At 62.6% G+C, this 14,091-nt stretch carries 12 protein-coding genes; 7 read left to right on the top strand and 5 right to left on the bottom strand.

Annotated elements, in window-relative coordinates; genetic code table 11:
• Nucleotides 1–45: 45 nt before the first annotated feature.
• The 3 genes from AC07SZ_RS01220 (at nucleotide 46) to AC07SZ_RS01210 (ending at nucleotide 3,335) form a co-directional block, all read left to right on the top strand.
• A complete protein-coding gene (locus AC07SZ_RS01220) occupies nucleotides 46–2,169 on the top strand; it encodes a S9 family peptidase (RefSeq protein ID WP_056563627.1) in 2,124 nt (707 codons plus the stop codon).
• Nucleotides 2,166–2,792, top strand: coding sequence for a LysE family translocator (locus tag AC07SZ_RS01215; protein WP_056563629.1), 627 nt, complete (start codon nucleotides 2,166–2,168; stop codon nucleotides 2,790–2,792). The genes AC07SZ_RS01220 and AC07SZ_RS01215 overlap by 4 nt, the downstream gene beginning before the upstream one ends.
• A 153-nt stretch (nucleotides 2,793–2,945) precedes the next feature.
• On the top strand, nucleotides 2,946–3,335 hold the full coding sequence (locus AC07SZ_RS01210; protein WP_056563632.1) for an SET domain-containing protein: 390 nt from the start codon (nucleotides 2,946–2,948) through the stop codon (nucleotides 3,333–3,335).
• 173 nt (nucleotides 3,336–3,508) lie between these two features.
• On the opposite strand, the gene AC07SZ_RS01205 is transcribed toward AC07SZ_RS01210, so the two are convergent.
• The 4 genes from AC07SZ_RS01205 to AC07SZ_RS01190 form a co-directional block, all read right to left on the bottom strand.
• Nucleotides 3,509–4,459: a cytochrome c gene (locus AC07SZ_RS01205; RefSeq protein WP_494913622.1), complete on the bottom strand. Its 951-nt coding sequence runs from the start codon at nucleotides 4,457–4,459 to the stop codon at nucleotides 3,509–3,511.
• A gap of 9 nt (nucleotides 4,460–4,468) precedes the next feature.
• Entirely contained in the window at nucleotides 4,469–4,906 is a 438-nt protein-coding gene (locus AC07SZ_RS01200) for a c-type cytochrome (RefSeq protein WP_056563637.1), read from the bottom strand.
• 165 nt (nucleotides 4,907–5,071) lie between these two features.
• Nucleotides 5,072–5,668 (bottom strand): superoxide dismutase, encoded by a 597-nt coding sequence (locus AC07SZ_RS01195; RefSeq protein WP_056563640.1) that lies wholly within the window; start codon nucleotides 5,666–5,668, stop codon nucleotides 5,072–5,074.
• A gap of 177 nt (nucleotides 5,669–5,845) precedes the next feature.
• Entirely contained in the window at nucleotides 5,846–6,724 is an 879-nt protein-coding gene (locus AC07SZ_RS01190) for a branched-chain amino acid aminotransferase (protein WP_172374149.1), read from the bottom strand.
• Nucleotides 6,725–6,880: 156 nt separating this feature from the next.
• Between AC07SZ_RS01190 and AC07SZ_RS01185 the strand changes: the two genes are divergently transcribed.
• Together AC07SZ_RS01185 and AC07SZ_RS01180 are read left to right on the top strand one after the other, a co-directional pair.
• Entirely contained in the window at nucleotides 6,881–7,540 is a 660-nt protein-coding gene (locus AC07SZ_RS01185) for a haloacid dehalogenase type II (RefSeq protein WP_056563647.1), read from the top strand.
• Nucleotides 7,541–7,715: 175 nt separating this feature from the next.
• Nucleotides 7,716–8,546, top strand: a complete 831-nt coding sequence (locus AC07SZ_RS01180; RefSeq protein ID WP_056563650.1) for a L,D-transpeptidase — start codon at nucleotides 7,716–7,718, stop codon at nucleotides 8,544–8,546.
• Nucleotides 8,547–8,630: 84 nt separating this feature from the next.
• On the opposite strand, the gene AC07SZ_RS01175 is transcribed toward AC07SZ_RS01180, so the two are convergent.
• Entirely contained in the window at nucleotides 8,631–10,178 is a 1,548-nt protein-coding gene (locus tag AC07SZ_RS01175) for a helicase HerA-like C-terminal domain-containing protein (RefSeq protein WP_494913031.1), read from the bottom strand.
• A gap of 319 nt (nucleotides 10,179–10,497) precedes the next feature.
• Here AC07SZ_RS01175 and AC07SZ_RS01170 point away from each other — a divergent pair, with 319 nt between their 5' ends.
• Together AC07SZ_RS01170 and scpA are read left to right on the top strand one after the other, a co-directional pair.
• Nucleotides 10,498–11,940, top strand: coding sequence for a methylmalonyl-CoA mutase subunit beta (locus AC07SZ_RS01170; protein WP_494913030.1), 1,443 nt, complete (start codon nucleotides 10,498–10,500; stop codon nucleotides 11,938–11,940).
• Entirely contained in the window at nucleotides 11,937–14,057 is a 2,121-nt protein-coding gene (gene scpA, locus AC07SZ_RS01165; RefSeq protein WP_494913029.1) for a methylmalonyl-CoA mutase, read from the top strand. The genes AC07SZ_RS01170 and scpA overlap by 4 nt, the downstream gene beginning before the upstream one ends.
• Nucleotides 14,058–14,091: the final 34 nt, after the last annotated feature.

Below are 14,091 nucleotides of genomic sequence, written 5' to 3'. Positions count from 1 at the left end.
TCGGCGTGTTCACTCACCATTCAAGATATCCCCCAGCGAGACGCAATGACCAAGACTCCCCGATTTCCGATCGTCAGCCCGCCAACGCCCGAGAAGCGGCCGGTTTCCGATACCCATCATGGCATCACGCGAACCGATGAGTACGCATGGCTGCGGGCCGACAACTGGCAGGAGATGTTCAGGGATTCTTCCCTGCTCGATGCGGCCATCCGCGCCGAACTCGAAGCCGAAAACGCCTATCAGTCGAAGCTGATGGCCGACACATCGGATCTGCAGAAGCAGCTTTTCAAGGAAATGAAAGGCCGTATCAAGGAGGACGATTCATCGGTTCCCATGAAGGACGGGCCCTATGCCTATGGTTCTTCGTTCAAGCTCGGCGGCGAGCAGCCGCGCTATTTCCGCATGTCGCGCGACGGCGGGCCTGAGCAGATCCTGCTAGACGGCGACATGGAGGCGAAAGGCAAAGCCTATTTCCGGCTTGGCGGTGTCGACCATTCGGCCGATCACGGCAAGCTGTTGTGGGCCTTCGACGACAAGGGTTCCGAGTTCTACACGCTGCGCGTGCGCGACCTTGCCGACGGCAAGGAACTGGCCGACCAGATTCCCGCCACCGGCGGTTCGGGCGTGTGGAGCGCGGGCAATGACGGGTTCTTCTACACGCGCCTCGACCCCAACCACCGGCCGTCAAAGGTGCTCTTCCACGCACTGGGACAAGACCCTGAAAACGACCGCCTGATCTATGAGGAAACCGATCCCGGCTTCTTCATGAATGTCGACGGCACCCGCAACAACCAATGGATCATGATCGGCATCAACGATCACGAGACCTCGGAATATCGCCTGCTGAGCGCCAGCGATCCGTTTGCCGAGCCGAGGCTGGTTTGCGGGCGCGAAACCGGGCTTCAGTATGAGTTGGAGGAAGGCGGCGACGTCTTCTTCGTCCTGACCAATGCGGACGGCGCGAAGGACTTCAAGATCATGACGGCGCCGGCAAGCGATCCAGTTCGCGCCAACTGGCGGGAGCTGGTTCCGCATGAGCCGGGCCGGCTGATCCTGTCGGTGATCGGCTTCAAGGACCATATGGTCCGGCTCGAGCGCAAGGAGGGCCTGCCGCGCATCGTCGTGCGGGATCGCGCCAGTGGCGAGGAGCACCTGATTTCATTCGACGAGGAGGCCTTCTCGCTCGGCCTGTCGGGTTCCTATGAATACGATACCGACATCATGCGCTTTTCCTATTCGTCGATGACGACGCCGTCGCAGGTCTTCGACTACAACATGCGCACCCGCGAGCGGGTGCTGCTCAAGACCCAGGAAGTGCCGTCGGGCCACGATCCGGACCATTATGTCACAAGGCGACTGATGGCCCCCGCCGCCGATGGCGAGTTGGTGCCGATCTCGCTTCTGCACCACCGCGACACGCGACTGGACGGATCGGCACCTTGCCTGCTCTACGGCTACGGCTCCTATGGCATTACCGTGCCGGCCGCCTTCAACACCAACTGGTTCTCGCTGGTCGACCGTGGGCTCGTCTTTGCCATCGCCCATGTGCGCGGGGGCAAGGACAAGGGTTACGGCTGGTACGATGACGGCAAGCGTGAGCACAAGATGAATACCTTCACCGACTTCATCGCCTGCGCGCGCCACCTCGTTGCCGAACGCTATACCGCGCATGACCGCATGGTCGCGCAAGGCGGCTCGGCCGGCGGCATGCTGATGGGCGCCGTCGCCAACATGGCGCCGGACTGCTTTGGCGGCATCGTCGCCGAGGTTCCGTTCGTCGACGTGCTCACCACCATGCTCGACGCGACCCTGCCGCTGACGCCGCCGGAATGGCCGGAATGGGGCAACCCGATCGCGTCCGCCGACGACTACCGGACGATCGCCGCCTATTCGCCCTACGACAATGTCGCGGCACTCGACTATCCGCCGATCCTGGCGCTTGCCGGCCTCACCGACCCGCGCGTCACCTATTGGGAGCCGGCCAAATGGGTGGCGCGGCTGCGCGACCGCAAGAGCGGCGAAAATCCGGTGCTGTTCAAGATCAACATGGATTCCGGCCATGCCGGTGCGTCCGGCCGGTTCTCACGCCTGGAAGAGATCGCCTATACTTATGCCTTCGCGCTGAAGGTAACGGGCAAGGCGCAGCTTGCCGGGGCGACACTCAAATGATCGATCTGTCCACGTTGATTGCCTATGTCGCCGTCGTGCTCGGCTTTGTCTTCATCCCGGGTCCGGCCACGCTGTTGACGATCGCCCGGGCAACGAGTTCGGGGACAAAGGTCGGGATCGCGACCGGCGCCGGGATCGCGGCCGGCGACATATTTCACACTGTCATGGCAATGGTCGGGATCTCTGCGATCATCGCCACGTCGGCGACGCTGTTCAGCATCGTAAAGTATATCGGCGCGGCCTACCTTGTTTACCTCGGCATTCGCGCCATCATCGAGAAAACGCCGGCCCACCCCTCTGCCGGCGCGCTCGCCATCTCCGCCGGCAAGGCGTTTCGGCAGGCTGTCCTGACCGAAGTGCTCAACCCCAAGACCGCGCTGTTTTTCCTGGCATTCCTGCCTCAGTTCGTGCGACCCGAAAACGGAACGGTGATGCTTCAATTGGCCGTATTGGGAATTGTCTTCGTCGTGCTCGGTCTTTTCAGCACGGTCGTCTTTGCCGTGAGCGCCGGTCGCCTCGGCAGTTTCCTGCGCCGAAATCCGACCGTGCTGAAATGGCAGGGCAAGATTGTCGGCGGCATCTACTGCGCCCTGGGCGTACGTCTGGCGTTGCAGCAACGCTGAGGGCTCGGACAGCACGTTCACTTTTGGGTTCGGCGATCATGACTTTTTGAATTCCGCTTTGCTTATTTGCGCTCGCAATTGTGCCAGCCCCGCGCTAACCAGTGCGCGGCTTTTCGCAAGCCGCGCTTGCCATGTTTGCTACTGGGGTATGCCATGCTGCTCGTCGACGTCTATCTCGACAAATCGCCGATCCAGGGCATTGGCGTCTTTGCCAAGCACCACATCCCCAAGGGCACGCTGATCTGGAAGCTCGACCCCCGCTTCGATCGGATCATCGATGTCGAGACCTATGAGGGCGAAACCGGGCCGGTGAAGAACTATCTCGACCGCTATTCCTACCCGGACCGGCGCGATCCGGCCTATATCGTCTTCGAAGCCGACGACGCCCGCTACATGAACCATGACGACGAGCCGAATTGCGATGTCTCCTCGCCCGAGGAAACATACGCCTTGCGCGACATCGCACCCGGCGAGGAACTGACCTGCAACTACAATCTTTTCTTCGAGACGGGCTTCGATTTCCTCGGCGACCGGCACCTCTAGTCTGAAAATAGGGACATGGCTCCTAAAAGCCGGGCCTGGAGATTTCGATTGCCCGGCCCGACAGGATGGTGGTGGCGAAGTTTTCGCCACCGTCCGATGCCATCGTCGACGACGCCCAGGATTCAATCTGGCGCTGTTCGACGCGCTGGCGAAAATGATCTGGGCCTGGACACTCAATTCGCAGCCGGCTTGCGCGCCGGATAACCATTGGGATGCGGCGGTACTGCCTTGAGATAGGCGGCGATCGCCGCGCGATCCCCGGCGGTCAGCTCGGCCATGTTGCGTTGCACGTCGACCATGGCGCCGCCGACGGAATCGAAGTTGGGCGTGAAGCCCGTCTCGAGATAGTTGGCTATGTCGGCTTCCGACCAGTTGGCGATGCCGCCCTTGCCCGATGTGATGTTGGGTACGACGCCTGAGCCCTCTGCGGCCACGGCACCCGCCAGCCACTCGCCTTTCCTGGTCCCGCCCGCGAGATCACGCGGCGTGTGGCATTCGCCGCAATGGCCAGGTCCTTCGACCAGATAGCGCCCGGCCATGACCGGATCAGGCGTACCATTGGCGAACGCAATGACAGGCTGATCGCTGAGATAGAGCCGTTTCCACAGGCCGATGCCACGGCGGATGTTGAATGGGAAAGCCAGCGTATTGGCCGGCGCCTTGCCGGCGACCGCGGGCAGCGTCTTCAGAAAGGCATAGAGATCGGCAATGTCAGACGGCTTCATGCGGGCGTAGGACGCGTAGGGAAAGGCCGGATAGAAATGCTCGCCAGACGGCGACACGCCCTTGAGCATGGCGTTGGCGAGATCCTCGACCGACCATGCGCCGATGCCGTCCTTGGGATCTTGCGAAATGTTGGGCGGAACGAAGGTGCCGAACGGCGTCTTGAGTTCGAGGCCGCCCACCAGTTGAAGCCGCGCATCGCCCTGCGAGCCGGGCTTTGCGTGGCAGGATGTGCAGCCGCCGGCATAGAAAATGCGCTTGCCCCGGCTAGCATCGCCCGGTCCGAGTTGCGCCAGGGCGGTCTTATCCAGCCTGACCGGCGCCGACAAAAGCCAACCAGCGGCCGCGCCGACACCGCCCAGAACAAGGGCCGCGCCGACGAGCTTCTTCAGCCATGCCATATCAGGCAATCAGCCCTTCTTGATCCTGTAGCCCTGATGGCAGGCGCCGCAATCCGAGCCGAGGGTGCCGACTTGGGCCTTCAGCGCGTCGGCATCGGCGGGAGCCGCGGCGACCGCGGCCTTGACGTCGGCGAGATATTTGTCCTCGGCGGCCTTGAAGCCGGCCGTGTCCTCCCAGATCTTCGGCCCCGCCGTGGTGTCGCCGGTATCGCTGCCTTTCGGGAACAAGGCATCGACGTCGAACTTCTCGGCATTCGCCTGCAGCGCCTGCAACTGCGTCAGCACGGCAGCGGCGTCAAAGGGCTCCTCGCCCTTGGCCACTTTCGACAGGCCGCCGACGATCTTTCCGCGCTCCTTCATCAGAGCCTGCCGGTCGAGGATCGGATCGGCAAAGGCCGCCGAACCGGCGAAGGCGAGCGTTGAGATGGCGATGACAAGCTTTCTCATTCATTTGGCTCCATGATGAAGGCATTTCAGGACTCGACGTTAACGGATGACGCGGACGGATTATTCCCTTCCTCCGACCGATTCTGCCGAACGGTGAGTGACTGGGGAGATCTCGGCTCTCCAAAAAGAAAAGCCCCGGAATGCCGGGGCTTTTCTGCAGGTCGATCAAGCTTTTTCGTACAATTCCAGCACGTGATCCCAGTTGATCAGGCTGTCGACGAACGCCTCGAGATATTTCGGCCGCGCGTTGCGATAGTCGATGTAGTAGGAATGCTCCCAGACATCGACGCCGAGGATCGGCGAGGCGCCATGAACGAGCGGGTTCTCGCCGTTCGGCGTCTTCGAGATCGCCAGCTTGCCGTCCTTGACCGAAACCCAGGCCCAGCCCGAACCGAACTGTGTCGTGCCTGCCGCGATGAAGTCGGCCTTGAACTTGTCGTAGCCGCCGAGATCGCTGTCGAAAGCCTTCTGCAGCGCGCCAGGCAGCTTGTTGCCGCCGCCGCCCTTCTTCATCCACTTCCAGAAATGGATGTGGTTGTAATGCTGCGCGGCATTATTGAAGAGGCCGGCATTCTTGCCGAACGACTGCTTGACCACCTCTTCGACCGACAGGTCGCCAAGGCCCGCCTCGGCGGCCAGCTTGTTGCCGTTGTCGACATAGGCCTTGTGGTGCTTGTCGTGGTGATACTCCAGCGTCTCTTTCGACATGTAAGGCTGCAAGGCCTCATAGTCATAAGGCAGAGCGGGCAATTCAAAAGCCATGGGTAGTACTCCCTCGTGGAAAAATCCGGTGTCGATACCGGATTAAGATAGGTCTGGATTGAGCTGGAACAACTCCGGAAGTGAAGCGCCGGTTCCCTTTCTAAGCGGGTTCCGGAAAACTGTCACACGGTTTTCCTGCGGTGAGGCGTGCAGCGACAAAACGGCCAGACTGGCGCGTCAGCCTGCCGATTTCGAATGCGCCCATTCCCAATAGAGTTCACGCGCCTTCTTGGCCACCGGTCCGGGTTGCAGGTTGCGATCCTCGATGCGCGTGATCGGCACCACCTTGGAGTGGTTGCCGGTCGAAAAGATTTCGTCCGCTTCGAGGAAATCGCGCACCGACAAGGTCTTTTCGGTGGCTTTGAAGCCATACTCACCGAGCAGATTTATCGTGCGCGAACGCGTGATTCCGGACAGGAAGGTTCCGTTCGGCGCCGGCGTAAAGACATGTCCATCCTTGACCAGGAAAATGTTCGAGGTCCCGGTCTCTGCGACGTTGCCCAGCATGTCCAGAACCAGCGCATTGTCGAAGCCGCGCATCTTGGCCTCGAGAATGGCGCGGCCATTGTTGGGATAAAGGCATCCGGCCTTGGCATTGGTCGGCATGGTTTCGATCGTCGGGCGCCGGAACGGCGACACCGTGACCGAAAAGCCGGACGGCGAGATCATCGGCGATTCATACAGGCAGAGGCAGAAACGGGTCGATGCGGGATCGGCCGGCACGCCCATGTAGCCGCCATGCTCGGCCCAGTACATCGGCCTGATATAGACCGCCGTCTTGCCGTCGAACTTCTTCAGCCCATCCCAGGTCAGCCCGACGATCTGTTCGGGCGTCATGTTCGGCTTGAGGCCAAGCGCGATCGCCGAGGCGTTCACCCGCCTGGCATGGAGGTCGAGGTCGGGCGCCACGCCTTCGAACCAGCGCGCGCCGTCGAACACGCTGGTGCCGAGCCACATCGCATGGCTGCGCGGCCCCAATATGGCGACATTGCCCTCGTACCAGTCCCCGTCGACGAAAGTCCATGTCGCGGATTGCGCCGCTGCCGCCAGTGTCATTGCGTTGTCCCGTTCCAATCAATGTTGTGTGACGACATTGGATGATGCTTTGGCCGCCGCCGTCAACGGGCATCGGGGGAGTTTTGTTGAGGCCAGCGGCGGGCGCGGTGCAATCAAGGCTTGCACCGAGCCCCGCCTCCCCTCAAAACTGTCGCCATGCAATACGCCGCCTATGTTTTCGATGCCTACGGTACACTGTTCGACGTGCATGCCGCCGTGCGCCGCCATGCCGACCGGATCGGGCCGGACGGCCAGTTGCTGTCGGAGATCTGGCGCGCCAAGCAGCTCGAATATTCCTGGGTGCGCACGCTGATGGGCGCCTATGCCGATTTCTGGCAGCTGACCGAGCAGGCGCTCGACTTCGCCCTGCGCAAGGTCCCGTCGGCCGATTCAAGCCTGAAGGCCAGGTTGCTCGAAGCCTACTGGCGGCTGGATTGCTATCCTGAGGTGCCGGCCGTGTTGAAGGCGCTCAAGGCCTCGGGAGCCAGGCTGGCGATCCTCTCCAACGGCTCGCCCGAAATGCTGGAAGCGGCCGTCAAGTCCGCCGCGCTCGATCAGGTTCTGGACGACATCTATTCCGTCGACGCGGTGCGCCGCTTCAAGACCGATCCGGCGGTCTACGACATGGTCGCCACCGGCTGGCGCCTCTATCCCGGCGCGGTGTCCTTCCAGTCCTCCAATCGCTGGGACATTGCGGGTGCCACCAAATTCGGCTTCCGCACGGTGTGGATCAACCGTTCGAACCAGCCCGAGGAATATCGGGACTTCCCGCCAACCCTGATCCTGCCGACCCTCGAAGCCTTGGTCACCGCCTAAGCTGTCCATCTGTTGCCCTGGCGCCACAGTTGCGGCACGGTCACAGCTTCGCCTTTGTTTGTCCACGTTCGGGCCAGAATCGGAACCGCCTATCGCGCCAAGTGTTGTCAGGCACCTGCAACGGCGATCGGCGTATTGACGCTTTGTTGCGATTTGAGTCCTAAAGAAGGCAGTCATGTCCATAACCGAAATCGAATCCTATCGCCTGAGCCGTCGCGGCTTCCTCAACGCCGCAGCATTGGGCGCCGCATCGATCGCGGTTTCCGCATGCGCCACCACCGGCCCAGGGCCGGTCGAGCCACCGCCGCCGACCTATGTCGAGCCGCCGCTTGCCGATTATGCGTCTATGTACGCGGCCGTCAGCGATGGCGGCTTCGACCTGCCGGCCATCCCCGTCGACAGGATCGATCCGCAGTTCCTGCGTCAGGTCGTTCCGGACCCGACCGGGCAGAAACCAGGAACCATCGTCGTCGATACGACAGGCCATTTCCTCTATCTGGTTCGTCCGGGCGGTCAGGCGATCCGCTATGGCGTCGGCCTTGGCCGCGCCGGATTCGAATGGTCGGGCGACGCTGTCGTCCAATGGAAGCAGAAATGGCCGAAATGGACGCCGCCGGATGAGATGATCGCCCGGCAGCCGGAACTGAAGCAGTACAGCGCCGACAATGGCGGCATGCCCGGCGGGCTGAAGAACCCGCTGGGTGCCCGTGCTCTCTATCTCTTCCAGGGCAATGTGGACACGCTTTACCGCCTGCACGGCTCGCCGGAATGGCGCTCGATCGGCAAATCGGTGTCATCGGGCTGCGTGCGCCTGATGAACCAGGACATCATCGACCTCTACGACCGGGTGCCGTCGAAAAGCCCGGTCATCGTGACCAGCGATGCCAGCCAGCCGATGGCGGCCGCGGCGACCGCGAACCACAAGGCGATCCCGATCGATGCCGGGGTGCCGGACGGATCTGTCCTGCTCGGCCCCGTCAAAGCGGTCACGAACGCGATCTTCTGATCCGGCTTCGCCCAGGGAATATGCTCGGCGCCACGTGTCCAAGCGGATGCGCGGCGCTATAAAGCATAGACTTTGCCGCAGGGCTCAGCGCCCCCGCGACAGGCTGCCCAGGATACCACGCACGATCGCACGTCCGACCGACGAGCCGACCGAGCGCACCACCGACTTGATCGCCGCCTCGGCGACCGTCTGGCGATTGGAAGGGCGCGGTGCCGGCGCGCGGCGGCCACCCGACCGCGGGGCGGGATCGTCATTGCCGAAGCCCGGAATTGTCCAGCGCGAGCCACCGGTGCCAGCCTGCTGCGCCTGCTCTTCGGCGTCCTGTGCGTCCTTGGTCTTCTTCTGCAGTATCTCGAAGGCCGACTCGCGATCGATGACCTGGTCGTACTGGCCGGAGACGGGGCTTTCCGCGACCAGCTTTTGCCGCTCGGCCGGGGTTATTGGACCAAGCCGCGACGACGGCGGACGGATCAGCGTGCGCTGTACCATGGACGGCACGCCCTTGGCCTCCAGCGTCGAGACCAGCGCCTCGCCGGTGGCGAGCTGGGTAATGGTGGAGGCGCAGTCGAAGTCGGGATTGGGGCGGAACGTTTCCGCCGCCGTCCTCACCGCCTGCTGCTCGCGCGGCGTATAGGCGCGCAGAGCGTGTTGAACGCGGTTGCCGAGCTGTGCCAGCACCTTCTCGGGGATGTCCAGGGGATTCTGCGTGACGAAATAGACGCCGACGCCCTTCGAGCGGATCAGGCGGACCACCTGTTCGACGCGGTCGATCAGCACTTTCGGCGCCTCGTCAAAGAGCAGATGCGCCTCGTCGAAAAAGAACACCAGCTTCGGCTTGTCGGGATCTCCCACCTCGGGCAGTTCCTCGAACAGTTCCGACATCAGCCAGAGCAGGAAGGTCGCGTAGAGCCGCGGGTTCATCATCAGCTTGTCGGCGGCCAGCACGCTGACGGCGCCCCGGCCATCACGCGTGGTGCGCATGATGTCGGCGATGCGCAGAGCCGGCTCGCCGAAGAAATTGGCCGCGCCTTGTTGCTCCAGCACCAGCAGCGTGCGCTGGATGGCACCGACCGATGGCTTGGTGACATTGCCGTAGCGGGCGCTGATCTCTTCGGCGCGCCCGGCGATGTTGGCAAGCAGCGCCTGCAGGTCCTTGAGGTCAAGGAGCAGCAGGCCCTCTTCATCGGCAATGCGGAAGGCGATGTTCATGATGCCCTCCTGCGCGTCGGTCAGGTTCATCAGCCGCGACAGGAGCAGCGGTCCCATTTCCGATATCGTTGCGCGGATGGGGTGGCCTTGCTCACCGAACAGGTCCCAGAAGATGACGGGGAATTCCTGGAAATCGTAGGGATCGAGCTTGACCTGTGCGGCCCGCTTGACGAGAAAATCCTGAGCCGTGCCCATCATGGCGATACCGGACAGGTCGCCCTTGATGTCGGCACAGAACACCGGTACGCCGGCATTCGAAAAGCCCTCGGCCAGGACCTGCAAGGTAACCGTCTTGCCGGTACCGGTGGCGCCCGTCACCAGGCCATGGCGATTCCCGTACTGCAGCAGCAATTGTTCGGGACGCTGATAGCTGTCATCGGGCTTGCGGCTGGCGCCGATGAAAATACTGGTGTCGTCAGCCATATATAGGGTCTCCGCAAACTGATGTGTCTAAAAAGGCAGCCTTTGGCCGAAGGTATAGTGAGGCTGTTGCACAGCGACAATGCCAATCGTCCAAAGCGGGGCCAATCGTCCAAATTGCCCCAATCGGACCTATCGCCGAAATCGGATTTTGGAACTTGCGGATTTTGCTGGTGTTTGGCAATCGTTCATGGTCCGTCCACGCAAGCGCCCTATATCAGATGGATCGAATTCAGACCCTGGACGCGCATTGCGATAACCGACCGGGGACCTTAGACTGAGCTGCTCCGGGCTGGTGCGGCGACATAAACGAGGAAGATGGATGGGCGCTGGAGCCTTGACCAGGGACGTTGAACCGGGGGATGCCGAACGCCAGCGATGGCTGGCCTTGGCGGAAAAAGCGTTGGCCGGCGCATCCTTCGAGGAAAAGCTGGTTTCGCATACCGACGACAGCATCCGCATCGAGCCACTCTATGACCGTGCGGCCGGGGCCGAGCCGATCGTGCGCGCGAATCCTCGGTCGCCGTGGATTGTCAGCCAGCGCGTCGACGATCCCGATGTCGATCGTGCCAAGGCGCAGGTCCTGGATGATATCGCGCAAGGGGCGACAGGATTGTCGCTCGTCTTCGAAGGTGCGCCGAACGCATTCGGCTACGGCTTGCCGAGGACCGCGCAGGCGCTGGAGACGGTGCTGGAGGGCGTCCCCCTCAACCGGATGCAGATACGCATCGACACTCACCCGTGGAGCCGGCCGATGGCCGACTGGCTGGTGGCGTTTCTGGGCAAGCGCCGCTCCGATCCGGCAAAGCTGAACCTGTCCTTCGGCATCGATCCGGCGGCGATCCTTGCCGGCACCGGCCGGCTGCGCATGTCGATCGAGGCGCTGCAGGAATCGATGCCGCAATCGCTGGCGCACTTCTTCTCGATGGGCGTGCCGGGCGTGCTCCTGGAAGCGGACGGGCGCGTCTTCCACAATGCCGGCGCCACGGAAGCGCAGGAGCTCGGGATCATGCTGGCTTCCGCGGTTTCGTATCTCAGAATGTTCGAGAAGGCGCGGCAGCCACTCGTCTATGCCGCGCCTCATATCGGCTTCGCACTAAGCGTCGACCAGGACCAGTTCCTCTCCATGGCCAAGGTACGGGCCCTGCGCAGGCTTTGGGCACGGGTGCAGGAGGCTTGCTCGATCCCCAATTCCACGGCCAACATCCATGCCGAGACATCATTCCGCATGATGACGGCATTGGACCCGGAGACCAACATCCTGCGCACGACGATAGGCTGCTTCGCAGCGGCCGCGGGGGGAGCCGATTCAATCTCCATCCTGCCGCATACGATCGCGCACGGCCTGCCGGCTCCCTTTGCCCGCCGCGTCGCACGCAACGCGCAGCTGATCATGGCCAATGAAAGCCATGTCGATCACGTCGCCGATCCCGCCTGTGGTTCAGGCGCGGTAGAGGCGCTGACATCAGATCTTTGCGAAGCCGCCTGGGCGGAGTTGCAGACGATCGAGGCCGAAGGAGGAATACTGTCCAGCCTCCGTGACGGGCACATCCAGAAGCGCGTTCGCGCCGCGGCCGCTCGTCGCGACGCCGCCTTCAAGTCCGGCGAGCGGGCCATCATCGGCACCACACTCTATCCACAGAAGGCCGAGCGCCCGGTCGAGACACTGGACGCAAAGCAGCGGCCGGCTTTCACCGAAGGTATCGTCCTGTGCGAACCGCTGTTTCCGGCCCGCATCGACCAATCCATCGGGGCGGTCCCTTGATTCCGGATTTCGGCCAGATCGGCTGGGTGCCGCCGCGCCGCGCACCGGTCGAGGTCAAGGGCCAGCGGGTGACGCCGGAAGGGCTTGTGGTCAAGCATCTGTACAATCAGGGCGACCTCAAGGGCCTGCCATATCTCGACACCTACCCGGGCTTGCCGCCATTCGTGCGTGGCCCCTACCCCACCATGTATGTCCAGCAGCCGTGGACGATCCGGCAATATGCCGGCTTTTCGACGGCCGAAGAGTCCAACGCCTTTTACCGGCGCAATCTTGCCGCCGGCCAGAAAGGCCTGTCTGTCGCCTTCGATCTCGCCACCCATCGCGGCTATGACAGCGACCATCCACGCGTGGCCGGCGATGTCGGCATGGCTGGCGTCGCCATTGATTCCATTCTCGACATGCGACAGCTCTTCGACGGCATTCCGCTCGGCGACATGACGGTGTCGATGACGATGAATGGCGCGGTGTTGCCGATCATGGCGCTCTATATCGTCGCGGCGGAAGAACAGGGCGTTGCGCAGAAGGACCTGGCCGGGACCATTCAGAACGACATTCTGAAGGAGTTCATGGTCCGCAACACCTACATCTATCCGCCAAAGCCCTCGATGCGGATCGTTTCGGACATCTTCTCCTACACGTCGAAGAACATGCCGAAGTTCAATTCGATATCGATCTCCGGCTACCATATGCAGGAAGCCGGCGCGACGGCCGACCTGGAACTCGCCTATACGATCGCCGACGGCATCGAGTATGCCCGCGCCGGTGTCGCGGCGGGCCTCGACATCGACCGCTTCGCGCCGCGCCTCTCCTTTTTCTGGGCGATCGGCATGAACTTCTTCATGGAAGTGGCCAAGCTCAGGGCCGCGCGCCTGCTGTGGGCGACCCTGATGAAGAAGAATTTTGCACCGAAGGACGAGCGCTCGCTGTCGCTGCGCACCCATTGCCAGACTTCCGGCTGGTCGCTGACGGCGCAGGACCCCTATAACAACATCATCCGCACCATGATCGAGGCGATGGCCGCGACTCAGGGGCATACGCAATCGCTGCACACCAACTCCTTCGACGAGGCGATGGCGCTGCCGACCGATCATTCGGCGGGTATCGCCCGCAACACGCAGCTCATCCTGCAGAAGGAATCCGGCACGACGCGCGTCATCGACCCGTGGGGTGGGTCGACCTATCTCGAACGGCTGACCCATGATCTGGCGGCGCGAGCATTGATCCATATCGAGGAGGTCGAGACTCTCGGCGGTATGGCGGCCGCGACCGAACAAGGCATCCCGAAGCTGCGCATCGAGGAAGCAGCGGCGCGCACGCAGGCGCGCATCGATTCCGGCGAGCAGATGCTGGTTGGGGTCAATGTGCATCGCCCAGAGAACGACATCGAAGTCGACGTGCTGAAGATCGATAATGCCGAGGTCAGGGCGCGGCAATTGTCGAAGCTGCAGCGGCTGAAAGGCACGCGCGAGGTCGCTGCCGTGGAAAGCGCGCTCGACGCGCTGACCCACGCCGCGCAAGGCAACGAAAACCTGCTGGAGTTCGCCATCCGCGCCGCGCGCGCCAATGCCACGGTCGGCGAGATTTCGTTCGCGCTGGAAAGGGCTTTTGGCCGCCATGTCGCGACGGTGCAGACCATTTCCGGCGTCTACCGCAAGGCGCTTGGCGACAATCCCGTGGTCGATGGGCTGCAGGACAAGATCAGCGCTTTCGAGAAGAAAAACGGCGGCAAGCCGCGCATCCTAGTTGCCAAGATGGGACAGGACGGCCACGACCGAGGGCAGAAGGTGATCGCCACCGCTTTCGCCGATCTCGGCTTCGACGTCACTGTCGGCGCGATGTTCCAGACACCGGAAGAGATCGCGAAACTGGCGGTCCAGCATGACGTCCATATCATCGGCGCCTCATCGCTGGCGGCAGGGCATCTGACGCTGATCCCCGAATTACGCGACGCGCTGAAGAAATTGGGCCGAAGCGACATGCTGATCGTGGCCGGCGGCGTCATCCCGCCGCAGGACTACGACGCGGTGCTGCAGGCCGGCGCGGCGGAAATCTTCCCACCGGGCACCGTCATCCCGGATGCGGCTGACCGGCTGATGGACCGGCTGCTATCGGGCTGAGCGAAAACACTCTGCATTGCCGGAAAGGTTGCGC

The sequence above is a fragment of the Mesorhizobium sp. GW821-FHT07A06 genome (genome assembly GCF_059419085.1).
The sequence above is the reverse complement of the archived record's forward strand: the minus strand, read 5'-3'. Positions and strand labels throughout refer to the sequence as shown.

Coding starts and splice junctions, on each gene's coding strand:
- AC07SZ_RS01220 (WP_056563627.1), top strand. CDS start 46: ATGACCAAGACTCCCCGATTTCCGATCGTCAGCCCGCCAACGCCCGAG.
- AC07SZ_RS01215 (WP_056563629.1), top strand. CDS start 2,166: ATGATCGATCTGTCCACGTTGATTGCCTATGTCGCCGTCGTGCTCGGC.
- AC07SZ_RS01210 (WP_056563632.1), top strand. CDS start 2,946: ATGCTGCTCGTCGACGTCTATCTCGACAAATCGCCGATCCAGGGCATT.
- AC07SZ_RS01205 (WP_494913622.1), bottom strand. CDS start 4,459: ATGGCATGGCTGAAGAAGCTCGTCGGCGCGGCCCTTGTTCTGGGCGGT.
- AC07SZ_RS01200 (WP_056563637.1), bottom strand. CDS start 4,906: ATGAGAAAGCTTGTCATCGCCATCTCAACGCTCGCCTTCGCCGGTTCG.
- AC07SZ_RS01195 (WP_056563640.1), bottom strand. CDS start 5,668: ATGGCTTTTGAATTGCCCGCTCTGCCTTATGACTATGAGGCCTTGCAG.
- AC07SZ_RS01190 (WP_172374149.1), bottom strand. CDS start 6,724: ATGACACTGGCGGCAGCGGCGCAATCCGCGACATGGACTTTCGTCGAC.
- AC07SZ_RS01185 (WP_056563647.1), top strand. CDS start 6,881: ATGCAATACGCCGCCTATGTTTTCGATGCCTACGGTACACTGTTCGAC.
- AC07SZ_RS01180 (WP_056563650.1), top strand. CDS start 7,716: ATGTCCATAACCGAAATCGAATCCTATCGCCTGAGCCGTCGCGGCTTC.
- AC07SZ_RS01175 (WP_494913031.1), bottom strand. CDS start 10,178: ATGGCTGACGACACCAGTATTTTCATCGGCGCCAGCCGCAAGCCCGAT.
- AC07SZ_RS01170 (WP_494913030.1), top strand. CDS start 10,498: ATGGGCGCTGGAGCCTTGACCAGGGACGTTGAACCGGGGGATGCCGAA.